The 24,953-nt window shown below is 54.6% G+C and carries 24 protein-coding genes and 2 pseudogenes; 16 read left to right on the forward strand and 10 right to left on the reverse strand.

Annotated elements, in window-relative coordinates; translation table 11 throughout:
• Positions 1-415 precede the first annotated feature (415 nt).
• The 6 genes from QOM10_RS14885 to hutH all read left to right on the forward strand — a co-directional run bounded on the left by QOM10_RS14885 (position 416) and on the right by hutH (position 6,874).
• Entirely contained in the window at positions 416-1,198 is a 783-nt protein-coding gene (locus QOM10_RS14885; protein WP_068933322.1) for a transporter substrate-binding domain-containing protein, read from the forward strand.
• A gap of 55 nt (positions 1,199-1,253) precedes the next feature.
• Positions 1,254-1,982, forward strand: a complete 729-nt coding sequence (locus QOM10_RS14890; protein WP_068933320.1) for an ABC transporter permease — start codon at positions 1,254-1,256, stop codon at positions 1,980-1,982.
• Positions 1,979-2,689, forward strand: a complete 711-nt coding sequence (locus QOM10_RS14895; protein WP_068933319.1) for an ABC transporter permease — start codon at positions 1,979-1,981, stop codon at positions 2,687-2,689. The genes QOM10_RS14890 and QOM10_RS14895 overlap by 4 nt, the downstream gene beginning before the upstream one ends.
• A gap of 16 nt (positions 2,690-2,705) precedes the next feature.
• The gene (locus QOM10_RS14900) at positions 2,706-3,470 is read left to right on the forward strand and encodes an ABC transporter ATP-binding protein (protein ID WP_029291000.1); all 765 of its coding nucleotides are present in this window, start codon (positions 2,706-2,708) and stop codon (positions 3,468-3,470) included.
• Positions 3,471-3,653: 183 nt separating this feature from the next.
• The gene (hutU, locus tag QOM10_RS14905; RefSeq protein ID WP_068933318.1) at positions 3,654-5,345 is read left to right on the forward strand and encodes a urocanate hydratase; all 1,692 of its coding nucleotides are present in this window, start codon (positions 3,654-3,656) and stop codon (positions 5,343-5,345) included.
• Complete coding sequence (gene hutH, locus QOM10_RS14910; protein ID WP_150707043.1) at positions 5,342-6,874, forward strand: histidine ammonia-lyase; 1,533 nt, start codon at positions 5,342-5,344, stop codon at positions 6,872-6,874. Before hutU ends, hutH begins: the two co-directional genes overlap by 4 nt.
• A 265-nt stretch (positions 6,875-7,139) precedes the next feature.
• Here the strand turns inward: hutH and hutC are convergent, their stop codons facing one another.
• Both hutC and hisC read right to left on the reverse strand, forming a co-directional pair.
• Positions 7,140-7,877, reverse strand: coding sequence for a histidine utilization repressor (gene hutC, locus QOM10_RS14915; RefSeq protein ID WP_150707044.1), 738 nt, complete (start codon positions 7,875-7,877; stop codon positions 7,140-7,142).
• Positions 7,877-9,013, reverse strand: coding sequence for a histidinol-phosphate transaminase (gene hisC / locus QOM10_RS14920; RefSeq protein WP_191952831.1), 1,137 nt, complete (start codon positions 9,011-9,013; stop codon positions 7,877-7,879). The genes hutC and hisC overlap by 1 nt, the downstream gene beginning before the upstream one ends.
• A gap of 613 nt (positions 9,014-9,626) precedes the next feature.
• On the opposite strand from hisC, the gene QOM10_RS14925 reads away from it, so the two are divergent.
• The 7 genes and pseudogenes from QOM10_RS14925 (at position 9,627) to QOM10_RS14950 (ending at position 16,074) form a co-directional block, all read left to right on the forward strand.
• Positions 9,627-10,094: a RidA family protein gene (locus tag QOM10_RS14925; RefSeq protein ID WP_316916361.1), complete on the forward strand. Its 468-nt coding sequence runs from the start codon at positions 9,627-9,629 to the stop codon at positions 10,092-10,094.
• Positions 10,095-10,106: 12 nt separating this feature from the next.
• Positions 10,107-11,342 (forward strand): FAD-binding oxidoreductase, encoded by a 1,236-nt coding sequence (locus QOM10_RS14930; RefSeq protein WP_316916362.1) that lies wholly within the window; start codon positions 10,107-10,109, stop codon positions 11,340-11,342.
• A 275-nt stretch (positions 11,343-11,617) separates the two neighbouring features.
• Positions 11,618-12,643: pseudogene (locus tag QOM10_RS31310) on the forward strand (cache domain-containing protein); the annotation flags it as partial.
• Positions 12,644-12,736: 93 nt separating this feature from the next.
• Positions 12,737-13,504, forward strand: a complete 768-nt coding sequence (locus QOM10_RS31315) for a methyl-accepting chemotaxis protein (protein WP_410479226.1) — start codon at positions 12,737-12,739, stop codon at positions 13,502-13,504.
• A gap of 207 nt (positions 13,505-13,711) precedes the next feature.
• Entirely contained in the window at positions 13,712-14,197 is a 486-nt protein-coding gene (locus QOM10_RS14940; RefSeq protein WP_258638162.1) for a 3'-5' exoribonuclease, read from the forward strand.
• 146 nt (positions 14,198-14,343) lie between these two features.
• Positions 14,344-14,532 (forward strand): hypothetical protein, encoded by a 189-nt coding sequence (locus QOM10_RS14945; protein ID WP_191952828.1) that lies wholly within the window; start codon positions 14,344-14,346, stop codon positions 14,530-14,532.
• Between the two features lie 240 nt (positions 14,533-14,772).
• Positions 14,773-16,074 (forward strand): hypothetical protein, encoded by a 1,302-nt coding sequence (locus tag QOM10_RS14950; protein ID WP_316916364.1) that lies wholly within the window; start codon positions 14,773-14,775, stop codon positions 16,072-16,074.
• Between the two features lie 618 nt (positions 16,075-16,692).
• On the opposite strand, the pseudogene QOM10_RS14955 reads toward QOM10_RS14950, so the two are convergent.
• From QOM10_RS14955 to QOM10_RS14965, 3 genes and pseudogenes are all read right to left on the reverse strand, one after another.
• Positions 16,693-17,190, reverse strand: a pseudogene (locus QOM10_RS14955) (hypothetical protein).
• Positions 17,187-17,396 carry a hypothetical protein gene (locus tag QOM10_RS14960; protein ID WP_316916365.1) on the reverse strand — a complete coding sequence of 70 codons (210 nt, stop codon included), beginning with the start codon at positions 17,394-17,396 and terminating at the stop codon, positions 17,187-17,189. The pseudogene QOM10_RS14955 and the gene QOM10_RS14960 overlap by 4 nt, the downstream one beginning before the upstream one ends.
• A gap of 51 nt (positions 17,397-17,447) precedes the next feature.
• Positions 17,448-18,509, reverse strand: a complete 1,062-nt coding sequence (locus QOM10_RS14965) for an SDR family oxidoreductase (protein WP_316916366.1) — start codon at positions 18,507-18,509, stop codon at positions 17,448-17,450.
• Between the two features lie 159 nt (positions 18,510-18,668).
• Between QOM10_RS14965 and QOM10_RS14970 the strand changes: the two genes are divergently transcribed.
• A complete protein-coding gene (locus QOM10_RS14970; protein WP_316916367.1) occupies positions 18,669-20,090 on the forward strand; it encodes a Shedu immune nuclease family protein in 1,422 nt (473 codons plus the stop codon).
• Positions 20,091-20,128: 38 nt separating this feature from the next.
• Here the strand turns inward: QOM10_RS14970 and QOM10_RS14975 are convergent, their stop codons facing one another.
• The 5 genes from QOM10_RS14975 to QOM10_RS14995 form a co-directional block, all read right to left on the reverse strand.
• The gene (locus QOM10_RS14975) at positions 20,129-21,058 is read right to left on the reverse strand and encodes a hypothetical protein (protein WP_316916368.1); all 930 of its coding nucleotides are present in this window, start codon (positions 21,056-21,058) and stop codon (positions 20,129-20,131) included.
• A 71-nt stretch (positions 21,059-21,129) separates the two neighbouring features.
• A complete protein-coding gene (locus QOM10_RS14980) occupies positions 21,130-22,020 on the reverse strand; it encodes a hypothetical protein (RefSeq protein ID WP_316916369.1) in 891 nt (296 codons plus the stop codon).
• A gap of 546 nt (positions 22,021-22,566) precedes the next feature.
• On the reverse strand, positions 22,567-22,746 hold the full coding sequence (locus QOM10_RS14985; protein ID WP_316916370.1) for a hypothetical protein: 180 nt from the start codon (positions 22,744-22,746) through the stop codon (positions 22,567-22,569).
• A 24-nt stretch (positions 22,747-22,770) separates the two neighbouring features.
• Positions 22,771-22,962 carry an MbcA/ParS/Xre antitoxin family protein gene (locus QOM10_RS14990; protein ID WP_316916371.1) on the reverse strand — a complete coding sequence of 64 codons (192 nt, stop codon included), beginning with the start codon at positions 22,960-22,962 and terminating at the stop codon, positions 22,771-22,773.
• Between the two features lie 35 nt (positions 22,963-22,997).
• Entirely contained in the window at positions 22,998-23,516 is a 519-nt protein-coding gene (locus tag QOM10_RS14995; protein ID WP_316916372.1) for a hypothetical protein, read from the reverse strand.
• 123 nt (positions 23,517-23,639) lie between these two features.
• Between QOM10_RS14995 and QOM10_RS15000 the strand changes: the two genes are divergently transcribed.
• Both QOM10_RS15000 and QOM10_RS15005 read left to right on the forward strand, forming a co-directional pair.
• Positions 23,640-23,948 carry a helix-turn-helix transcriptional regulator gene (locus QOM10_RS15000; protein WP_316916373.1) on the forward strand — a complete coding sequence of 103 codons (309 nt, stop codon included), beginning with the start codon at positions 23,640-23,642 and terminating at the stop codon, positions 23,946-23,948.
• Positions 23,949-24,413: 465 nt separating this feature from the next.
• Positions 24,414-24,953: an AAA family ATPase gene (locus QOM10_RS15005; protein ID WP_316916374.1), complete on the forward strand. Its 540-nt coding sequence runs from the start codon at positions 24,414-24,416 to the stop codon at positions 24,951-24,953.

Below are 24,953 nucleotides of genomic sequence, written 5' to 3' on the forward strand. Positions count from 1 at the left end.
GATTGGAGTCATCCGGGTCGCCGAGGAGGCTTCAGGATCATGTCCGCGTTAGGTCGATGCTGATCCGCCTCCTACATCCGACCGCCTACACCATCTCCCGAACCAGCCACATGGCGCATATCGAGATTAAAGAGGTTGACTGTCCTCCTTAGGTCTAGAGAAAAAAACACCGAGACCCCTATTTACAGGCAATTTTAGCGTCGTCTAAATTCCCAGAAAGGAATCGATCAGATCAAAGGACGATTGATTGGCTATGCCTGTCTGTACAAGTATGTATTTGCGCGCTAGAGTCGACCATGTGTCTCGACACGTTTGTCCGTAACCTGGAGGCTGTGTGTTCAGCGTAACGCCACACGCGCTCCATAACTGTACTCGTGCGCCCAAGCGCTTCTGTTGGTTATTAGGAATAAAAACAATGAAAAAATCTATTTTGACCTTATCAGTATTGGCTCTGTGCGCGGCGGCTGGTACTGCCGTGGCCAAGGAGTACAAAGAGTTGCGCTTTGGAGTCGACCCATCCTATGCACCCTTCGAATCCAAGGCAGCCGACGGCAGCCTTGTGGGCTTTGATATTGATCTGGGTAACGCGATTTGCGCTGAACTGAAGGTCAAGTGCAAATGGGTAGAAAGTGATTTCGACGGGATGATTCCCGGCCTCAGGGCCAATAAATTCGACGGCGTGATTTCTGCCATGACCGTGACTTCTTCGCGGGAAAAAGTCATTGATTTCTCCAACGAATTGTTCTCGGTGCCAACATCCTTTGTCTTTAAGAAAGGCTCGGCCTTGAGCGAAGACATCACGACGCTGGCTGGCAAAACCGTTGGCTATGAACAAGGCACCACCGAGGAGGCCTACGCCAAGGCCGTGCTGAACAAGGCCGGGGTAAAAACCCAGGCCTACGCCAACCAGGATCAGGTTTATGCTGACCTGGTCACGGGTCGCCTCGATGCCTCGATTCAGAACATGCTGCAAGCTGAAATGGGTTTCCTGAAGTCCCCGCAAGGCGCTGACTTTGAAGTGAGCAAGCCAGTCCATCACGAACTGCTGCCAGCAAAAACGGCGATCGGTCTGCTCAAAGGCAATACCGAGCTTAAAGCCTTAGTGAACAAAGGCATACAGGCGCTCCACGACGACGGCACCTACGTGGCCATCCAAAAGAAACACTTCGGTGATCAGAATATTTACAGCGGCAAATAACGACGCTGCGCCCATTCACGGATGGGCGTTTTCCTGATTGACGAAGGACTTCCCCATGTTAGAAAACCTATTGCAGATGCTGGGGCTGTCGGGCTTCAGCCTCAAGGGCTTTGGCCCACTGTTGCTGCAAGGCACCTGGATGACGGTCAAGTTATCCTTCCTTTGCTTGCTGCTAAGCGTGGTTTTGGGCCTGATAGGTGCCAGTGCCAAGCTTTCAACGTCGGCGCTGTTTCGCGTCCCTGCACAGGCCTACACCACGCTGATTCGTGGAGTGCCGGATCTGGTTCTGATGCTGCTGATCTTCTACAGCTTACAGACCTGGCTCACCCAGCTGACCTCAGCCTTAGGGTGGGATTACATCGAGATCAATCCATTCAGTGCCGGCGTGATCACCCTGGGCTTTATCTATGGTGCGTATTTCACTGAGACTTTCCGAGGCGCCATCCTTGCCGTGCCGCGTGGCCAGATGGAAGCGGCCACTGCTTACGGCCTTACCCGCGCGCAGCGTTTCCGCTTCGTACTGTTCCCGCAGATGATGCGTTTTGCCTTACCGGGTATCGGCAATAACTGGATGGTCATCCTCAAAGCCACCGCGTTGGTCTCGATTATTGGGCTGGCTGACCTGGTGAAAGTGGCTCAGGACGCCGGCAAGACCACCTATCAGCTGTTCTTTTTCCTGGTGCTGGCGGCCTTGATCTATCTGGTCATCACCACTGCATCGAACTACGTCTTGCGCCGGCTGGAAATCCTCTATGCCGCAGGCACCCGGGAGGCCGTGCGATGATCGAACTTCTGCAGGAATACTGGAAGCCTTTCCTCTACAGCGATGGCTATCACATCACCGGGTTGGCGATGACCCTGTGGCTGCTAAGTGCTTCGCTTTTCCTGGGCTTTTTGATGGCACTCCCGCTGTCGATTGCCAGGGTCTCAAGCAACGTATGGGTGCGCTGGCCGGTACAGTTCTACACCTATCTGTTTCGCGGTACGCCACTGTATATACAGCTACTGATCTGCTACACCGGTATCTACAGCCTTGCAGCGGTGCGCGCGCAACCCATGCTCGACGCATTCTTCCGCGATGCAATCAACTGCACCATTCTTGCCTTCGCTTTGAGCACTTGCGCCTACACCACGGAAATTTTCGCCGGAGCGATCCGTAACATGAATCACGGCGAGGTCGAAGCGGCCAAGGCATTCGGACTGCGCGGCTGGAAGTTGTATGCCTACATCATCATGCCATCTGCGCTGCGCCGATCGCTGCCGAACTACAGCAACGAAGTCATACTGATGCTGCACTCGACCACAGTCGCGTTCACTGCGACTGTGCCGGACATTCTCAAGGTCGCCCGGGATGCCAATTCGGCAACGTTCCTGACATTCCAGTCGTTCGGTATCGCCGCCGCGATTTACCTCGCAGTCACTTTCTCTCTGGTTGGCCTGTTCCGTCTGGCTGAACGCCGCTGGCTGTCTTTCCTCGGCCCGGCTCATTAATTCAGGGTGTTTGAACATGTACAAATTGACCGTTGAAAACCTGCATAAAAGCTATGGCAGCCACGAAGTACTTAAAGGCGTTTCCCTAAACGCCAAGACCGGCGATGTGATTAGCCTTATTGGCGCCAGTGGGTCGGGCAAGAGCACCTTCTTACGTTGTATCAACTTTTTGGAAACGCCCAACGATGGCGCCATGGGCTTGGATAACCAGCCGATTCGCATGATGCATGATCGCCACGGCATGCATGTGGCCGACGCTTCTGAACTGCAGCGGCTGCGCACACGGCTTGCGATGGTGTTCCAGCACTTCAACCTCTGGAGCCATATGACCGTGCTCGACAACATCACGATGGCTCCACGCCGCGTCCTGGGTATCAGCAAGAAAGATGCTGAGGAGCGTGCTCGGCGGTATCTGGACAAGGTAGGTTTGCCGTCTCGCGTTGCCGACCAGTATCCAGCTTTTCTCTCTGGCGGGCAGCAGCAGCGGGTCGCTATTGCTCGGGCTTTGGCCATGGAGCCCGAGATCATGTTGTTCGACGAGCCGACTTCGGCGCTTGATCCAGAATTGGTGGGCGAGGTGCTCAAGGTGATCCAGGGTCTGGCCGAAGAAGGTCGAACCATGATCATGGTGACTCATGAGATGAGCTTCGCGCGTAAGGTGTCGAGTCAGGTGTTGTTCCTCCACCAAGGACTCGTGGAAGAGCAGGGCTTACCTGAGGATGTCTTGGGAAACCCCAAGAGCGAGCGCCTGCAGCAGTTCCTTAGCGGCAACCTCAAGTAACCGCGATGCCTTCGAGCGACTCTTCGATCGCTCATTAGCTCCATAGTACTTCGCCCTTCGTGAGTGACCATGTTCAAGTGAAATTCGCTTGATTGTGGTTGTATATACATGATTATATTTATGCGTGACCTGTATGATTAAATCAATAAATAGGCTGAGAAAGTCATTTCGAGAGGATTACCGGTGAGCAAGCCATCCCATTTCCGTAATGTCGAAATCCGCGCCGCGCGTGGTAACACGCTGACCGCCAAAAGCTGGCTGACCGAAGCGCCACTGCGCATGTTAATGAACAACCTCGACCCGGAAGTGGCCGAGAACCCAAAAGAACTGGTGGTGTATGGTGGCATTGGCCGTGCGGCGCGCAATTGGGAATGCTACGACCAGATCGTCGAGAGCCTCACCAACCTGAACGACGACGAAACCCTGCTGGTGCAATCGGGCAAACCGGTCGGCGTGTTCAAGACCCATAGCAATGCGCCCCGTGTGCTGATCGCCAACTCCAACCTGGTGCCGCACTGGGCCACCTGGGAACACTTTAACGAATTGGATGCTAAGGGCCTGGCCATGTACGGCCAGATGACCGCCGGCAGTTGGATATACATCGGCAGCCAGGGCATCGTCCAGGGCACCTACGAAACCTTCGTCGAAGCTAGCCGCCAGCATTACAACAGCGATTTGACCGGTCGCTGGGTGCTCACCGCCGGTCTCGGCGGCATGGGCGGGGCCCAGCCGCTGGCGGCAACCCTGGCCGGCGCTTGCTCGCTGAACATCGAATGCCAGCAGGTCAGCATAGATTTCCGCCTGAGCAGCCGCTATGTCGACGAGCAAGCTACCGACCTCGACGACGCCCTGGCACGCATTGGCAAGTACACCAAGGAAGGCAAGGCCATCTCCATCGCCTTGCTGGGTAACGCCGCCGAAATCCTGCCGGAGCTGGTCAAGCGCGGCGTACGCCCGGACATGGTCACCGACCAGACCAGCGCCCACGACCCGCTAAACGGTTACCTCCCTGCCGGCTGGACTTGGGAAGAGTATCGCGCTCGTGCCAAGACCGAGCCTGCCGCTGTAGTGAAAGCCGCCAAGCAATCGATGGCCGTACACGTCAAAGCGATGCTTGAATTCCAGAAAATGGGCATTCCAACTTTCGACTACGGCAACAACATCCGTCAGATGGCTCAGGAAGAAGGCGTGGAAAACGCATTCGACTTCCCGGGCTTCGTACCGGCCTACATCCGTCCGCTGTTCTGCCGTGGCATCGGCCCGTTCCGCTGGGCTGCGCTGTCGGGTAACGCTGAAGACATCTACAAAACTGATGCCAAGGTCAAAGAGCTGATCCCGGACGATGCGCACCTGCATAACTGGCTGGACATGGCGCGCGAGCGCATCAGCTTCCAGGGCTTGCCGGCCCGAATCTGCTGGGTAGGGCTGGGTCTGCGCGCCAAGCTGGGCCTGGCATTCAACGAAATGGTGCGTAGCGGGGAATTGTCGGCGCCGATCGTCATCGGTCGCGACCATTTGGACTCCGGCTCCGTGGCCAGCCCAAATCGCGAAACCGAATCAATGCAGGACGGTTCCGACGCCGTGTCCGACTGGCCACTGCTCAACGCACTGCTGAACACCGCGAGCGGCGCGACCTGGGTTTCCCTGCACCACGGCGGCGGCGTCGGCATGGGCTTCTCTCAGCACTCGGGCATGGTGATTGTCTGCGACGGTACCGACGAAGCGGCTGAGCGCATTGCACGCGTGCTGCACAACGACCCGGCGACCGGCGTGATGCGTCACGCCGATGCGGGTTACCAGATCGCAATAGATTGTGCCAAAGAACAAGGCTTAAACCTGCCAATGATCACCTCTGTTAAAGGAGCAAAAGCATGAACACACTCAACATCATCCCTGGCCAACTGAGCCTTGCCCAACTGCGCGACGTCTACCAGCATCCGGTCAACATCTCCCTCGATGACAGTGCTTCGGCCCAGATTGAAGCCAGCGTTGCTTGCGTGGAACAAATTCTCGCCGAGAACCGCACCGCCTATGGGATCAATACCGGTTTCGGCCTACTGGCCTCGACCCGCATCGCTACTGAAGACCTGGAGAACCTCCAGCGCTCACTGGTTCTGTCTCACGCTGCCGGTGTTGGCGAACCGATCAGTGACGCGCTGGTCAGGCTGGTCATGGTGCTCAAGGTCAATAGCTTGAGCCGTGGTTTCTCCGGAATTCGCCGCACCGTCATCGAAGCACTGATCGCTTTGATCAACGCCGAGGTTTATCCGCACATTCCGTTGAAAGGTTCGGTCGGTGCATCCGGCGACCTCGCACCCTTGGCCCACATGTCGCTGGCGCTGTTGGGTGAAGGCAAGGCTCGTTACAAGGGCGAATGGCTGGAAGCAACCGAGGCGCTGAAAATCGCCGGCCTGACGCCACTGACACTGGCTGCCAAGGAAGGGCTGGCGTTGCTCAACGGCACGCAGGTATCCACCGCTTATGCACTGCGTGGTTTGTTCGAGGGCGAAGATCTGTTCGCTGGCGCACTGGCGATCGGTGCTCTGACTGTTGAAGCGGTTTTGGGCTCGCGCTCGCCGTTCGACGCACGCATCCACGCCGCGCGTGGCCAGAAAGGCCAGATCGACAGTGCTACCGCCTACCGAGACTTGCTCGGGGAGCGCAGTGAAGTCTCCGACTCCCACCAGAACTGCGGCAAGGTTCAGGATCCGTACTCCCTGCGTTGCCAGCCGCAAGTCATGGGCGCGTGCCTGACCCAGTTCCGTCAAGCTGCGGAGGTATTGGTCGTCGAAGCTAATGCCGTCTCCGATAACCCATTGGTCTTCGCTGTCGAAGGCGATGTGATCTCCGGTGGCAACTTCCACGCCGAGCCTGTGGCCATGGCTGCTGACAACATGGCATTGGCGATAGCGGAAATCGGCTCGCTAAGCGAGCGGCGTATTTCCCTGATGATGGACAAGCACATGTCGCAATTGCCGCCATTCCTGGTGGCCAACGGCGGTGTGAACTCCGGCTTCATGATTTCCCAAGTTACCGCAGCGGCGCTGGCCAGTGAGAACAAGGCACTGGCGCATCCACATTCGGTGGATAGCCTGCCAACTTCCGCGAATCAGGAAGACCACGTGTCGATGGCTCCTGCAGCGGGCAAGCGTTTATGGGAAATGGCTGAAAACACTCGCGGCGTCCTCGCTGTTGAGTGGCTCGCTGCGTGTCAGGGCCTTGACTTGCGCGAAGGCTTGAAGACCTCGACGAAGCTGGAGCTTGCCCGCACCAGCCTGCGCAGCAAAGTGGCTTACTACGACAAAGATCGCTTCTTTGCGCCGGATATCAACGCAGCAAGCGAGTTGTTGGCTTCCCGGTGCTTGAACGAACTGGTGTTGCCAAAGTTGCTGCCTAGCCTGTAATCGGGGGGAAGGGGCGTTTGGCTCCTGTGTGAGCAAGCTGAATTGCCCGAGTCATCCCGCACGAGCGCTACAGTGTTTATGCAGTTTTTTTGCTCTACAGCTATCGGCGACAGGCAGTTGTCGTAGCTGTGGAGCTTTTTTACTTTTGTAGTACAGGAAACTCACTGGTGAAATTCTGCGTCAAGAGGTTGTCCGGAAAGTAGAAGCAGCAATGACATTTCGATCCCGGTTTATGATGGATCAGTTCATCAGATGCCTTCAGGCATCAACTGTCTCTATGCGCCCCGTTTACGGGCAGGCGACTGCCGAGTCGATAGCGTGAGGAGGGGTGAACCAAGCGCACGTAAGTCACAATTTTGCTTTGGCTCCAAGTGCGACGGATAAGCGCTAAGCAAGGTTCGTTGGCGTCGATCTGCATATGTCTGCTTTCGTCAATGCTTGGGTGACAGGCTTCGACGATATGCTCCATTTCATCAGGTTTGACGACGCGCAACAGGTATTTGGCAGGTTGCAAGTGTTCCCCAAAGTCTTGTTGCAGGAACTCTGGCACCAGCTCTGGATTGACGTAACGATCCTCCAGTTGTACGGGCACGCCTTCTTCGCTGTGAACACAGACCAGATGAAAAACTGAAGAGCCGGTGGTCAGACCCAAAGCGGACGCCACCGGCATCGAGGCCGATTCACGCCCCAGGTGCAGGACACGGCAGGTGTAGCTGTGGCCTCGGGCCAGGATCTCGTCGGCAATGTTGGTGATGCGCAGCAAGTTTGATTGCGGCTTGCTTTCGGCTACGAACGTGCCGACACCTGAAATCCTGACCAGATGACCCTCTTCGGTTAGTTCGCGCAAAGCCCGATTGACGGTCATGCGCGAAATGCCCAGTTCTTGCACCAGCTGGTTTTCTGAAGAAATCAGGTCACCAGGTTTCCAAACGCCCGCCCGAAGTTGGTCTTGCACATAATCCTTTGCACGCCGGTAGAGCGCTTGTGGTGCATTTTTGGTCATTAGTCAGTCCGTGTCTCGAGTGTGGCAAAGACGCTTGCCAGTGCTGTGAGGAAAAGGTCGTTATCCTCACAGCTTCCGACAGAGACGCGCAAGTACTCAGTGTAACCAACTTCGCGCCACGGTTTGATGATCACCCCTTCGCGCAGTAGCGCTTGATTGATGACTTCGGCCGGAAAAGGCGTGCTGAAAAACAAGAAGTTGGCAAGGGAGGGCGCGGTTGTAATGCCTTGCTCGTGCAGTGTCGCCTCCATTCGCCGACGTTCGCTAGCGACATGGGACAGGCAGGCGTTCAGATGCTCATCGTCAGCCAGTGCGGCAATCGCTGCGGCCTGGGCTACGTGGTTGACGTTGAAGGGAGTACGCAGACGGTTAATAAGATCGGCCAACATCGGATCGCTCACCACCCCGTAGCCTATGCGCAAACCCGCCAGGGAATAAGCCTTGGAGAACGTCCTCAGTAGGATGAACGGTCTGCCGCTGCCTTGAATCAGAGCAAGACAGTCCGGGTATTCGGCTTCCCATTGTGCATATTCGTAGTAGGCCTCGTCGAACACCAACAAACATTGCGGTGGCAATGCGTCGAGCAGTTGTTGCAGCTCGTCGGCGCTAAGGGCGCAGCCAACCGGGTTGGATGGGCAGGAAAACATCAACACATGCGTGTGGGGCGTGAGTGCTGCGACCATCGCCGGCACATCGAATGTGCCTTGCTGGGTCATTGGCACACCAATCACCTTGGCGCCGGCTGCCAGTGGATAGATGAAGTGCAGACCGAACGAAGGCACTACGGTCACGACTTCGTCGTCGTGATCCAGAAACACTCGACTGATGACGCTCAGCAAATCCTCCGAGCCGTTGCCGAACACCAACTGGTTTTCCGGCACACCCAGCTTTTCAGAAAGCGCAGTACGCAATGCTTGGCAGCCGGCATCGGGATACAGCGCAATTTCGCTGCAAGCTCGAGCCGTTGCGGCGCTAACGGCGGGTGCTGTGCCCATTGGGTTTTCGTTGCTCCCAAGTTTGGCTACGCGTGTAAGGCCGAATCGTTTGCGCACGGCATCCGAAGCCAGGCCAGCATTATAGCTGGCCAATTCGCGAACTTCTGCGCGGGCAAGCAGGTTCAAGTCATTGGCATTCATACAGGGCTAACCTCAATTAGTGTTTTGCGGGAAAGCATTTCGATTCAGTCGGTTCTGCAGGAGCTGCTGCAGACGCTACTACTCGGCGTCATGTCTGAACTCGGCTGGCTGATAGCTGGATGGATCTGAGCAGTACCATTGGATTCATGATGTGACGTCCTTAGCGAACAGCGTAACGTGGCGAATGATCTGTATGATCCTGTATATACCAGAAAGGCAAGATGCAGGCCAAAACCTTCGTGCGGTAATAGAGCCGCGGTTAAGGCCTGTTTTCAGAGAAGTGGATCAGATGCTTGTTCATGCAGGATTTTCAATGTGTAACCTATGGTTCCGCGGGGGGTGTTACCCTCACTTCGTGGCGTATTTAAACGAAACATTGATTGCCGTACGCATTTAATGAGCTAACCATAAATGGACAGCTACTGACTTTGCCTTAGGCATCTGGCGTGTTTTTTTGCGAGCGGCATTGAAAATGCTTGGCCCTGTATATACACGTCGAGCTTTTTAAGCTAAAACCTAGTTCAGCCCTTGCTGTCACGACTGACCAGTGAGTCAACATGATTTCGGAATGCTGTTCGCTCTGTAAGCATGGCCAGCGCCCGTAAGGGGGCAGATGCTCAAGCGCATTTACGACTTGTTGCCTAGCCGTGAGCACAGATGGACTGCAAGCGATGATTCACAATCGGTGCTCGCTGATGAGCGAATCTTTGAATACCCAAGAGAGAGAACTGCCATGACCGTAAAAAATCTGCCCTTTTCCAAAGTCCGCCACAGCCAAGGCCTGGTTTTTTTGTCTGGCGAATTGCCGTTTAGTGAGGACGGCAGCTTTCCTGAAGGTATCGAAGCGCAAACGCGTTTGACCCTGACGCGTATTGCCCAGACGCTGGAAGCCGAATCGCTGTCGCTGGACGATGTTGTCAGCGTCACCGTATACCTGACCGACCGGAGTGATTTCGCCGAATTCAATCGCGCTTATGCATCATTCTTCACGACCAACCTGCCAGTGCGCGCGACCGTCTGCGCCGGCCTTGTGGTCGATGCATTGATAGAGATCAGTGTCATCGCGCAACAGCGTGCTTGATTCGGAGGCGGCGTGAGCGAAAAACAAGTGGTGGTATTGGGAGCCGGTATTGTCGGCGTCTGCACGGCGTTGCATTTGCAGCGCCGTGGCTGCGCAGTGACGCTGGTAGACAAAGGGTTGCCAGGGCGCGAAACATCGTTCGGTAACGCAGGTATTATTCAGCGCGAGGCCATTGAGCCTTACGCGTTTCCAAGGGATCTTGCCAGTTTGATAAACGTGGCAACCAAGCGTGACATCGGCGTTAATTACCATATACGCGCGATGCCTGAATACGTGCCTGCCTTGGTCAGGTATTGGGCCAACTCCGCGCCGAAGCATTACCAGGCCATTGCGGATGCCTTTCGCACGTTGATTGAGCATTCGATTAGTGAGCACTCGGAGCTGATTGAGCAAAGCGGTTCGAAGAACCTTATCGCGCGCAAAGGCTGGATTCAGGCGTTCCGTAGCCCACAGCAATTCGATGAGGCGGTGGAGCGTGCGGTACGCGTGAGTGCACACGGCGTATTGTCCGAGCATTTGGACGGTGTCGCGCTAAGACTGGCGGAACCCGCCCTGAGCGAGGCATTGGTGGGGGGCATTCATTGGCTGCAACCCTGGACTTGTATTGAGCCTGGAGAGCTAGTGCAGCGTTATGCCGATCTGTTCGTGAGTGAAGGTGGGCAAATTTTGCGCGGCGATGCGCGATCGTTGCGTCAGTTGGGAGCCGGCTGGAGCGTCGATACCGATTCCGGATCGGTCGGCGCATCCGAGGTGGTAGTGGCGCTGGGGCCTTGGGCTCATGAGCTGCTGTTTGAGTTGGGCTACCGCATACCGTTGTTCGTCAAACGGGGTTACCACGCTCACTTTGCCGATGGAGCAATGTTGACCCGCCCGGTGCTGGATACCGAACAAGGCTACATGCTGGCGCCGATGAAACGCGGTATCCGCCTATCGACAGGGGCAGAGTTCGCCAGTCTAAGTGCACCTCCGACACCGGTGCAGTTAGGCAAGGCCGAGAGTGCTGCACGGCAACTATTGGCGTTAGGCCCCCAAGTTGAGCGCATGCCATGGAAGGGCGCCCGACCCTGTACGGTAGACATGAAACCGGTAATCGGCGCAGCGCCCTTGCATAAAGGGCTCTGGTTCAACTTCGGCCATGCCCATCAGGGGTTTACGCTGGGCCCGGTCAGCGGTCGACTGCTCGCAGAATTGATGATGGGCGAGACGCCTATAGTCGATCCAGCACCCTTTGCTCCAGGCCGTTTTTGAGCTGAGCTGAGCTGCAGTACATGAACCTTCCGCCCGTCTCCGTTGGAGTAGCGGGCGAGAACCTGGCCTGTCATGAAAATTAACACTGATATTTATCTACGGACGCTGCCCCTGCAGATTTCGCGTCAGTCGTCGTGGGCGCTGTTTTGATTCCAATGGGTGTATCCGTTCCATCGGCCCGCCCTAAATAATTATAAGTACCCGTTGGAGAGGTCATGAATATCAAACAGAAGCTGACATGGGTATTTGCTGCCATCGCCTGTCTTCCAGTGGTTATGGTCGCGGTGCTCGTCGTATTGAACTTGCGGAGCGCGGCGCAAGCCAATTTCCTGGATAGCAGCGGTCGTGAAATTCGCCAGATTGATAACGGCATGAAGCAGTTCTTTGAAAGCATCCGCCAAAACGTCGAATACCTTGCCAAGGATCCTCGGATCGCCAGCGTCAAGGGATTGAAAAACTATACCGCTGCCAATGCTGAGCAAACGCCTGTCAGCGAAGCCGATCAGCGGCTCCAGATTATTTTCGATCGATTTGCCGAGACCCACCCGACCACCGCGTCCATTTCACTGGGGCTCAACGACGGCGGATTTGCCGGCTGGCCCGACGATCCCAAAATGGCCAGCTACGACCCCCGGGTGCGTCCCTGGTACAAAACCGCCATGGCCGCCGCATCAGGCTTAACCGTGCGCACGGGCGCCTACTACTGGGCGCCGGATGACATGGTGCTGGTCAGCACGGTTCGCGCTTTCGCCGACGCAAGCGGCAACCCGGTAGGCGTCGTCGGTGTAGACGTCTCGCTAAAGCAACTAACGGAACTGGTTAAAACCATCAAGCTGGGCGACAGCGGATACCTGATGATGGTCGAAGCCAACGGCAACGTTTTAGTCGATCCCGCCAATCCCCAAAACAGCTTCAAACCCTTGGCCGATTTGGGCCCTGGCTACTCCGATCTGGCAAAGACTGGCGATGGCGTCACCAGGATCGAAATCGATGGCGTGCCCTATATGGTCAATGTGGTGAGTTCCGAAAGCCTAGGCTGGCGCTTCATCGGTCTAATTAAGCGTGACGAAGTCATGGCTCAGGCCACCAGTCTCACATGGCTTATTGCGATGATTGCCGCCGTGTTGGCGATTGTATTCGCCATCGTAGGCGCGAGCTTCGCCGGCGTAATCGTTAGACCAATTCGCAGCGTTGCCAATGGCTTGCAGGAAATTGCCGAAGGGGAAGGCGACCTGACACGCGAACTCGAAGTGCGGGGCAAGGACGAAACCGCCACTTTGGCTGGTTGGTTCAACCAGTTCCTTGGGATGATCGCGCAACTGATGAGGCGCATCCGCAGCGCTTCCTCCGATTTGCAAGAGGTCGCTGCGGATACAAGTCAAGTGGCCAGCAACATGAACAACGCAGCAGTGCGGCAGCGCGAAGCAGTTGAATTAGTAAGCACGGCTTTCAACGAGATGGTCGCTACCTCTAACGAAGTGGCTCGCTCATGTAGTCGCGCGGCTTCCAGCGCGGACGTTGGTTATCGAGAGGTGCACGACGGGCAACGGCACATTGGTGAGGCCACGGGCAGCGTTCTTAAATTGAGTGAAGACCTGCAGCAGTCGGCATGTACCATGCAGATGCTCGAGCAGGACAGTAAGAACATCAACACGATCCTCGATACTATTCGTTCGATCGCTGAGCAGACCAATCTGTTGGCACTCAATGCCGCCATCGAAGCGGCGCGCGCCGGCGACCAGGGGCGTGGATTCGCGGTCGTGGCTGACGAAGTTCGCGCCTTAGCGCGTCGTACTGCCGACTCAACTGGCGAGATCGACAGCCTGCTCGGCAACTTCGCGCGGCGAACCGAGGAGGTCACCCAGCAGATGCAACGCAGCTTGGAGGCGTCGCAGATCAGCGTGGAGTGTATCCAGCAGGCGAGTGACAGTTTCGAAAAGATCCGCGACTCAGTGGACTCAATTCGCGACCAAAATGCTCAAATATCTACGGCTGCAGAGGAACAGCATCAGGTGGCCGAGGATATCAACCAACACATTGCGCAAATTCACGCCGATGCCCTCCTAGTTGAAGAGTTTGCGCACTCATCCCATTCCGGGTCGGGGCGTCTGACAGAAATTTCCGGCGAGATGGAGAAACTCGTGGGGCGCTTCAGGCTATAACAATTGTAATATGAGACAAGTACAGACGGTAAATATGGTGGAGTGAGTCTTCAGAGTCTAAGACTCGCAAAAACAACTTCCTTGGGAGCGCCTGCGTAGAAACGTCAGGACAATTGGTTAAAGTCATAAAAGAAACCAGCCGGCTCTGATCGTTTTATCAAATATACACTGGCACGCATGAACCAGGTACACACAGGAGGGGAGGGTGTGAAGGTATTTTTGGACTGCGAATTCACTCAGCTTAATCGCGACACCAAGTTGATTTCGCTGGCACTCGTTTCCGAAGCCGGCCACGAATACTACGTCGAGCTCACAGACACATATCTAGTGGGAGACTGCAGCGACTTCGTGATTCAAAACGTCTTGCCGCAGTTGGATTCAAACCGTCATGGCAGGTCACTCGCTTCCGCCCAAGCTGCTATGAAGTCTTACCTCGACAGTTTTGAGGAAGAACTCGAGATTTGCTCGGATGCGCCAGATTGGGACTGGAGGTTTTTCTGCCAACTGGCCGGTTCGGCTGATGAATGGCCAAGCAATGTGGCCAACGAGCCCACGAATCTGATTCATCTGTTTCGCCACCTAGAAGGCAATGACCTCGGTGAGGTCGACCTCCCGGAGCTACCGCACCATGCATTACTCGACGCCAGGCTTCTTGCTGACCTATATCAGCAACTGAGAGCTAACCCGGCATGAGCTGTGAATGCCCCGATCCGTTGCTATGACTCGGCGCGCTTGCTCGTCGGTACCGTTACCCTTCCTCAAAGCAGTGCTTGTGCCCGCTGGTGTGATTTGAAGAAGTGGGGTATGTATCTCTGATCTCACAATGGCAGGAGGCCGACATGAGGTTGCAGAGTGATATCGATGCGCTAGCGGCGATCGAGGAAGACGCAAAGGCGATGCTAAAACGGATAGGGCTGCCCGACGAGGCACACAAGCTTGAGGTGGTGATTGTTCTTCGACAGATCGTCGACCTGGCCACTTACATGGAGTCGGCTGATCGATTCATTGAGACGCCGATCAATGCGTGATGAGGTATCGCGGCAGACCACAGATGGTTAGCAACGATTCGTTTACGGCTGTTCCGTCTGTAGGTTCGTATGTGGGAAGGCATCCTCGGGCACAAGGCCCGGCAAATCAGAGGGCCACCATTTCCTTTAAGATCGACGCTTCATTTCACATGTCTATCCGTCGGAAGTAGGTAACCAGCTATGTAGTCGCGACGGATTAGCTACGATCATTTGCTCTTCAATCGCTGGAAAGTGATCCCTATGGAAGGCTCAGCTAACGCTCAGAACTCAGCGGGTGATATGTCGGATGAAGTGGTGACGAGAGAATCGCTTTTCGATCTGGCTTGGTCGACTCCAATGACCAAAATTAGCTCGCGATTCGGAGTGTCCTCCAGCTATCTCACTAAGGTTTACATCAGCCTGAATATTCCTAGGCCGCCTGTAGGCTATTGGCCGCAAGTCGCGGTAGGAAAGGCTAAGGCTCGCCCAGTCTTGCCTGGTGCTCAACCTGGTGAACCCACGGTGTGGAACCGAAATGAAGCACCGGTTCAGGTTCAGCGATCGTCAGCGATAAAGCGAAAGAGGGTGAGCCGTACGCCGCCGCTCAATTCTGACGCGCAACTTCGAAGGCACCCACTTTTACTGAGCATTGAAGATCACTTCAAAAAAGTTCGGGAAAGCGAGAACGGCTACGATAGGCCTACCAAACGTGCAATGGCGGATTTGATAGCGAGCCGCAGTGGGCTCGCTCATGCGGTCGACTTCGCAAACCAGTTGTTCCTAGCGTTTATGAAAAAAGGTCTCACCGTTACCTTTACCGATCCTGCCGAGCGCATTAGCCGCGAACCAGTTGATCATAGGGACATCCCCTCATCGAGATATGTCTATCCCTCGCTTTGGCAGCCTCAACGTCCAACTGTGGTTCATGTTGGAAGCGTCGTTTTTGGTTTGTCCATTTACGAAATCAGCGAATACGTTGAAGTCAAAAGCCTAGACAAAAGGTTAGTCCGGCTGGGTTCACGTCCAGAGAGAAAACGCGTTCCCCCGTATCGAAACGAATGGGTAATGCGTGCCGACATGCCCAGCGGTCGACTGTGCCTTCAGGTTTACTCTCCTTACTACCGGGCGGAGTGGGTTCAGCGCTGGAAGGAAGACAAGCCTGGCGATCTGATCAATAAAATCCCAAGCATCGTGAAGCTTCTGATCGCTGAGGCTCAAGGGCTTGCCGAGAAAGTGAAGCTCGAACGGGAGAAAGCCGAGCTCGAATGGCAAAAGCAACAGCTGCAATTAGCTGAATGGAAAAGAAAGGAGGAGGAAAAGCGGCACCTCAAGGCCATTCAGGACAGCCGTGAGCAACTCGAATCCGTAATCCAGAGGTGGGCAAAGGTGAACAGTGTTCGCGCATTCTTCGCCGATATCGAAAAATCAGCGCAGTGCCTCGATGGTGTGGCGAGAGAGGCTGTCATTGAGCGGCTGGCAAACGCGAAGGAACTAATCGGCGACCTTGATGCGTTAAAGCACTTCGCTGACTGGAAACCACCACTGCTCCAGGGCGGCGAGTAGAACGTCCAGCTTTCACAGTAGGTGAGTGCGCGTGTAGTTAAAATGTGAGCGCGTAAGAATGCAATTGGGCTCAGATCGTGACGCTTGGATTTGCTAGCAGCACTTTTCCTCCCTAATCCATTCGGTTCCCAAGGCTTCTAGCGGGGACGTTTAGCTTTGGCGCCTAGCCAGCTGTTGACATCCCAGCGCATCCAGCATGTCCGTGTGACTGATTATGCGCACGAGCCTTTGGCAAGCGGAGCGCGCAGGCGTGCGGGTTGGGCGTCCGTGCGCTCCGCGTGCCAAAGGCTCGGTTTACGAAAGCCCCTCCCGAAGTGGTACGGCCTAATGCTGGTGGTGGGTACAAAGGCCAACACCATACTGCGAGGGTTTTTTGATGGGAATGACAGACGAGACGGCACCGTCTACTGCGACGTTCAGATGCCCTTAGCGTAGGGCCGCGAACTGCTACATTTGGTGAGCACATTAGGAGAGTCAAAAGCGCATCCGAATATAGAGCGGGTTTTCAATCGCATGCAGCACGAGCTCAGCAGTTCGATTGATATCGTCGAAAATCCAGCGACCATAGACCCTTGGGGCCGATGCACCACTTAGCACTGGCACCGTTCTCCATCCAGACTAGCGGCTACCCTCCCTGAAGGTTTGCGTACGCAGCCACGCTTCGACTTTTTGCCATCGTCCAACTTTGGGAAGCTGTGACGTTGCTGTATCTAGAATCTCAAGCAGTCGCTGTCTTCCGGCTAGTGAGTGAAACCAATCATCAAGCACGACGCTGCAATGAATGGACTCGCTAAGCGCGCATCTCACGACCATATCCACAGCAGCCCTGTAGTGATCCGCCATGTACAGACGCCGCTCTTCAACAGACCAGCCGCGCTCCGCTAGCTCATTGGTCACGTCAATGATGCCAAGTTCACCAAAGTAGGCGGTGGTATCTGGATAGTGGATGCCTGCCAAAGCCACTTTCGCTATACCCGAATCCCGGTCGAAGTAGGACAGGAAATGCCACCCACCTGTAGTGCTTCCAGCGTGCGGGTAGTTGATCCCAGCCTTGCCACTGACCTAGTGCGTGCGGGAAACGCGTTTGAGATCAAAATCAAAAAGCGGCTGGGTCATGGGAGCTTTTTAAGCCGGGCTAAACCCTGCTTGATGTGCCCGGCGTTCTCACCAATGGCCCACAAAGCACCTCGGACGTTATCCCCGATTTCAGCACTCCCCTGAGCTTCGACATGGAGCGTTAACTCCATCAACGCCGCTTCTAGGGCGAGCTGATTCTGATACATCCTTTCCAGCACGTCGGACAACGAGTATTCGCCTGCCATTTTCCTTCCTCTCTCCTTGGATTCTTCTGAGAATATCTGCTCTGGAACAACCTAGGGTATCAAGCGCATCTGGCGTAGTTTGTCGAATACGTCGAAGAATGCCTGATCGCTCGCCTGGTAAGCAGTGAAGCCCATGGCACGGCTTTTCGACATATCAGTGACAACTTCGATTGGCCGACCGAGATCTGCATCAGTGTGCCATGGGGATATCAATCGACCGATATCCGGTTCTTTCAAACCGTGTTCCGCAACCATGTTCGTCCATACGGCTTGATCGTCAGCCATCTGCTTCTCTAGACGGGCGGGGGACGCAGGATAATCGGCAGCAGGCAAGTCGAAGTAGTCGGCAATGCGGCTCCACATCCATTTCCAACGAAATACATCGCCATTGGTGACGTTGAATGCCTGGTTAGCTGCAGCCGGCGTGGTGGCCGCCCACAGTTGTTGTCTCGCCAACTGCCGGGCATCCGTCATATCGGTAAGGCTGTCCCACTGCACTCTTGATCCTGGAAACACAAAAGGGCGATTGGTTTGTTTGCAAATGGACGCATAGACGGCGAGGGTGGTTGCCATGTTCATCGCGTTACCTACAGCAACCCCGGTGACGGTATGCGGGCGATGAACGCTCCAAGTGAAGCCGTCCTTTTCAGCAGCGGCGAAGAGCTCATCCTCTTGGGCATAATAGAAATTCTCGACATCCAGGCGACCCTGCTCTTCGCGGAACGGTGTTTGCGGAAGGCTGCCTTTTCCGTACGCTTCGAACGGGCCGAGGTAGTGTTTCAGGCCAGTGACCAACGCTACATGCACAACGCTCTTGGCTGGGCGAATGGCGGCGAGCACGTTACGTACCATGGCGGCATTAACGCTAATGTTCTCGGCCTCCGTTGCTTGCCGTGACCATGTGGTAATGAACACGTGAGTGGGTTTCAAATCCGCCAGCGCCTGTTCCAGCGACGCGGGATCCTGAAGGTCTGCCGCGACAGGTATCACGCCTTGCACTTGCGACGGGTGCCTCGACAGTGCGGCGACCTGCCACTCGTTGTCTATTAGTAACTGTGTGATGGCGCTGCCAACGATACCGCTGGCGCCCACGACCAAAGCTGTCTGGGTCATACGTTTCTCCTGGATTTAGGTTTGGGAGTTCCTATAAGCAACGGAGGTTCAACCTAAACCAGATCCGCATGGATTTCTTACCCCTTGTGCAAATGTCGATTACGTGTTGAAGAATAGAGCTGGGAATTTACCGAAAGAAACTGGTCATGGAGCATGGTTATGGCGGAGATTCAGCAACCATCGGTGAGCACTTTGAGCGGGGAGGAAGTGGTGGAGCCAACCTTCATCACTCTCAAGCGCCCTTCGGGGAGCGGCTTCTGTGTCGATCTATACCTTCAGATTTTTGATCGGGTCGGCCCCGATACATGGCTCTCTCTGCCCGAAGATCAATGGCATCGACTGGCGACGATTGAGGCAGGATGGATCACCATGTATCCCATCTACACCAATCCGCACACGCAGCGCTATCGAGACCCTAAGCACGGCAATGTGCGATGCATCTTGTATGAGACGAAAACGAGCCGCACGTTACCTGACACTCCTGATGACGCAATGCTTTTCATCGACTTGAGCCTTCCTCGCAAACTCTTCAACTCATGCTATGAAGGGCTGGGTCTCGTTAAGCAACTCACCCCGTTATGGCGAGGCTTACGGCTTGCCCCTCATGTACAAGCTATAGCCATCTCGTCTGAAATTGACGCCCCTGAAATAGACGGCACGGTTTTCTTAAGAGAAGCACTCGTTGATGAATGCCGCAGAGCCTGCATGAGGATCACTCGCGCGCGGCGAAAAAGTGAGAATTCAGCACAGCTACATTGGGTAATGAGCAAGGTGTTTCCGACGCTCCTTCCCAACGTAGTCTTCCAAGGCAATCTACCTGTCTTGGCGAGTTGTGCGATGGGTACCAAGACCAGCAACGTGGTGGCCCAGGCTGCGGCCCGAGAACGTCGTCACCAACTCAAGGAGGTCAAGACGGGCATCGAAATGCTGGCGAAGGAAGCGCCTCGCGAGTTGTTCGAACTGCGCGCAGAGATTGAAAGAGTGACTATGGCGGCGATGATCGATAAATTTGAGAATATGCTCGATCAGCAACTGACCGAGGGGCACTGGCAACAGTTCTTCGAAGCCAACGCCTTTGTCTTGGCCATGGTGTTCGCTCGTCCCATTGCACTCCTGCATGCTCAGTTCCATGCCCGGGGGTCAATGATGGATGGAGCGGGCGCTCACATTGGTGACCTCCTTTTTGCGTATGGCCGAGAACTGGCCATCGTCGAAATTAAGAAGCCTTCGACACCGCTGATGCAGTCTAGACCTTATCGCAATCAGGATGTCTACGGCCCAAACCTGCAACTCAGTGGCGCGATCACTCAGGTGTTGCATCAGCAAAGCCTGCTACGCACGAACTGGCTATACCATGCGCAGCATCAGTCGATGCGAGACCGACATCCAGATACAGCCAGATGTATTGTCATTGCCGGCATCACCCCAGCCGAAGAACGCCAGCGACGCAGCTTTGAGCTGTTTCGAAATGCATGCAAAGATGTGGAGGTGATCACCTTCGATGAGCTTCTTGGCAAACTGCATTTGCTTGCAAAGCATTTGGCACCTGCGGATCCTGTCCCTACCTCCGACGTCTTTTGAGTCCGATATGGTTGCCAAATTCCGTGGGCTGCGGCCAGTCACTTGTCTCGGGAGGCGAGCTTTACAGTGAGATCACGCAGGAAGGCTCGAACCTCGGTGGAATGCAGGTGGCTGTAGGCAGTCTCGCAGTTCACGTCGCTGTGCTCAATTTCGATATAACTCTCAGATTCAGTGGGCATAGCGAATATCGCGGTTTTGTCTGCTTTATTTCCTAGAGTCGCTTCGTCACGAATCCTTTTCTGAAATGCTTCAAGTAGATCTTTTCTTTCTTGACTTGCGCCTCCTGCAGGGCTGAGCGCACGAAACAGTGCAGAGACGTAACTCAAATAGATCTCCGAGTGTCCGTTTACGAAAATTGAATCCGGCCTTTCGCCCCACCGAGTATTCTCGAATGCATGACCCACGAACTCACCGTAAGAGTGGAGTTGCCCGTTTTTGGAATAGACATGGGCATAACTGTCGCCCAGGGCATGAATCAAAAATCCGGTCTGCCAATCAGGTTGGCTGGAGACGAATGATTGGTGTACGAGTGCCTCAAGCATTTTCCGTCGATCTGCCACAGCCTGAGCGTTACCTCCATGCAATGAGTGCAGGCTGTTGACGATGTCGTGCCTATACCCGGTGTACAGAGGCAATCCCCAGACACCAACGGCTGGTGCTGAATAACGGAGAGCGAGGTCATCCGGAGCCTGGCTGTAGCAAGACAAGTTACCAATCCTTTCCTTACGCAAACCTAGCATTTGTGCAATGTACCCTGATGTCGCGATATGCCCGTCTTTCTCATATAGGGGAATAAGCTTTTGCGAGAGTCGCGCACTTAGAAAGGTCTGGTGCTCCGAATGACCGGGGCTCGGCACCTGTTTGGCCAATGCGACGCCTGTGAAATCGTGCTGGGAAACACAGCCCGCAAGCCCGAGAAGAAGGGCGTTCACATAAAGAAAGTGCCAGATAGGTAGATTGGAATCCATGCTTGAGTCCCTTTTTGACTGAGGAACGAGACCATCAGAAAAGCATGCACAATGACATTCGTGTGTCAGGTCTACTCAGCTCTCGGCGCTTGCGATCCACCTGCTTGCTGAAGGTTAACGCCCGGGATCACATACAGACGGACTAAATCACTGCGTCTGTCCGATAGGTCGTTAATCCTATTTTTGATGCGGACAGTCTCCGCTGCATCAGGCACGATCGCTTTGTCACTGAGCCTGTTCTTTTCATGGGTGATAGCTTCGTCGACAACTTTCAGTAACCCAGCAAGATCCACAGTTGATTCTGATGACCTTGTATTGGCCCGGGCCAGAATACTTGAGACTGCGATTGGGATCGAACATAGCTCGTGATATGAAATGGCGTCCGCAAGCGCAGCGGTTGCACCATAGTCCTCCACAGGCTGTTTTTGCATCTGGATGATCTGGGCAAGTTCGGCCTTGCGCATTGAGATGATCTCTTTTGCTACGGTCGGAACGAGCTCACCACCATACATTTCATTGTTAATCGATCCGCGCATTTCGTTAGTTACCGCAGAGGTGCCTGCCAAATTTTGAGCCGCACGGCCACCCACGATAGCCGCCGCCGCTGCGGTCGCCGTTGTGATGGTGCTATACCAGACATTAGTAGTGGCTCGGCGCCCGTAAATCGACGAAATGAAATCCCCGCAGTAGATATCAGATTGGGCCAGCAGCCTGAATTGAGCGGCATTTCTCTTCTGCTTGTTAATACCGCCATCCTCAAGTGACTTGATGATCGCGTCGGTCGATTCCAATTTGATTCCGGAAACCTCAAGAATTGGATCTGCCCTATTCGGCGGAGTTAAGTGGATAGGTCTGTCGGAGCAAGCCGTTCCCATAAGCAAAGCTGACAAGGATAGTCCTAATTTCCAGATAGAAGTTCTTGTCTCACGCTTGCTTTCCATCCTTCCTGCATGCCCCTTCATACCTTTCTCCAAGCGACTAGAGATCCATGAAATTGGGGTATAGCAGCAAATGGCCATAAAGCTAGCCTAGTGCCAGGTTTGCCTAGGCCCGGTTTCGATCGTGGATAGCCTGTAGGGCGCGCGCTCATGCTCGTTCATAGCAAGCAGAGCGTTGCTGGGAGGGCTGCGAGATGAGGTGGGGCGACTATTTGCATGATGATGAAGCTTTCGGCAGAGCAAGTTCCGAAGTGGATAGGGAGACTACGGGTCAGCACAGCTTCGTTTAGCACTCGCGCGAAGCAGTTCCGTGCCGCCTAGCATGGCAAGTAGAAGTGAGGCATGTCATACCGGAAGAGGCCGACCTGAGGTTGCAGACCGAAAATGATGCGCGGGCGGCGATCAAAGAGGGCGCAAGGGCAATGCTAAAACGGGTAGGGCTGCCCGACGACGAACAGCAACTTGAGGTCGTCGTTTTCCTTCGACAGATCATCGATCTGGCAACCTACAATGGAGTCGGCTGATCGATTCATCGAGGCGCCAATTATCGCTTGAGTGGCTCTGTTTGAATCAGGAATGGTTTGTCTCGTGTGCGTGACTATGCAGATGAGATGAAAGCGCGTTGCTCAGATCGAGCAGTGCCTCGCGCAGTCGCCGATCTTCACGAGCATCGCCCGAATCCGGTTCGAATGTTTGCGCATGTCGAAGCAAAGCCTCGGCGTCGTTTGTGTTGAGATCAAAGGTGATCATGTCGATCCTCGACGAAGGGGAGCACTAACAGGCGAACCCATGACTGAGCCTATCGAGTTCTGCTTTCACGACTTCATATCCCCCTCGACTGTGAGCCAGTTGCAACCGCGAGCAATCACCGGTTTCAACTGTCGGCTGGCTCAGCCAATGATCGGCTTTTTCTTTGTTGCCAAAAATTTGTTCGGCTTGGCGTTGGATCTGCTCGACGTTGTTCACTTTTACTCCAGGCACTCTATTGCGACTGGTTCATCTCATTTGGCGGTAGAGGCGGAAGCAGGGGTCTTGGCGCAATATTCACGGAACGCCTTGATGCCGCGCGTGATGATCAATATTGGCTTAACCATGTAGCGATAGCTGACGAACAAATTCAGCGCGATCCAGGCTAGCTGGTAGGACGAACCGTGAAAGCTTCGGTGGTTGGCGCTGTTTGTCCAGAAACCGTAGGCAACAAAAATAGTAAATATGGCGACCGTTAACGGAAAGATGCCGAGCCTCCCTAGGGAGACGCCAATGAAGGGAATATTAACCACCGAGCGAACAGGGTCTCCTGCCACTTGCATTGCCCAGATTCTGTAGACCTTGTCCTTACCCAGTTGTGCTGTCACCCGGACACGATCCCCTGCCTTGACGTGAGCGTCCAGCACATCTGGGATTTCGATCGGTTCGAGTTTTTTGCCGTCAATTTTCCAAAAATGGTAGCTCACCATGTCGCCGCCGAAGCCGCGCGATTTCTCGTCGAGCCGGCCGTCTACGATCTGCATTTCCTTCATCTTGAGTCCCTGTCCTTGCGTCGCTGAGTGATGGCAAAAGGATATTTCTTCCAAATACTAAGGAATACTTAGTATGCGGTCAAAGCAAATCTAAGAATCTCTTAGCCTTTCGGCGATGAGAAAATGGGTACGTTCGGCAAGCGTTTGAAAGAGGCGCGCAAGCTAAGGGGCTTTTCACAAGAGCGCTTGGGGATTGAGGCTGGCATCGATCCGGCCACGGCCTCTGCGCGGATGTCTCAATACGAAAAGGGCGTTCACCAGCCTGCTGAAAGCATCGTGAAGCAGATCGCTGCAGTCATGAATCTGCCGGTGCCGTATTTTTACTGCGAGGACGATGAGACGGCGCATTTGCTGCAGTGTTTTCATTGCTTGAAAAAAGGTGAGCGAAGGCAGGTGGTCGATTTGGTTGAAAGTCTTGCTCTGCGGAACTGATGTTCACGATCAGAAATTATTTGATGAGTAGCTTCTCGGCACTGTGTTGCGGCCATAAGTTTCTTGGATATCGATCACTCTCATAGGCCATATGCGCGACTTGAGTTACGCTAAATCGTAATCAGCCAGGTTTCTTTCGCATTAACCGCAACCAGAATCCCCGTACGCCTAGGCACCATTGAAAAACCGATGGACTTGGGGAGTCGTGTGCTCTTGTCCGCTACATTCCGACTCCAGCAACTTTAGCGATTCTGAAGTTGAAGTGATGCAGGATGCGATCGCTGAGATTTGATCCCATTGTTAGCGATGAAAACGCTGAATCAGGGCTGACAAAGGATTGTTTTCCTGAAGCGTGAATCCTCCGCATGGGCTGCTCCTGCTCTGAGTGAAAAAAAACATATCAACGTAGCCGGGCCAACTACGCTTTAGCGTGAATTGAATTCGCAAGACAGGGATTGTCATCACGTGAAGCGACTACTTCTTTTGAGCGGCCCGATGGCCAGTGGCAAGACGTCAGTTTCTGTCTCGCTACAAGAACACCATGGGTTTGTTCCGATCAGTAGTGGCTCCTTTCTGCGGGCTCAGTTGGCTTCCCGGAATGAGCTACTTGATCGTCATAGCCTGCAAGAACTCGGTGACTCTCTCGACAGGGCAACTGACTTTTCTTGGCTCATAGAGTCTGTCGCAAGTCCGGCCATCGAAGCCCGGCCAGATGTTGATAACTGGCTCCTGGATGCAGTCCGAAAACCACGGCAAGTGGAGTTGTTGAAGCTCCGTTTCGGGGATGTGGTGAGGCACGTGCACATCGTCGCGCCAGAGTCTGTTCTGGCGCAGAGATACGCTGCGCGGGGCACAAGTCTTCTCGAAGAGTATCGGGTGAGCGTACTGCACCCTAACGAGCAGAGTGCTCGTTCGCTTGCAGGTTTTGCGGACAAAGTTCTAGACACTCAACAGCACACCTCATCGGAAATTGCGGATCAGATAATGGGCATCTGGGAGAAGTAG

The organism is Pseudomonas sp. P108 (assembly GCF_032613195.1).
In the GTDB taxonomy this organism is placed as follows: Bacteria; Pseudomonadota; Gammaproteobacteria; order Pseudomonadales; family Pseudomonadaceae; genus Aquipseudomonas.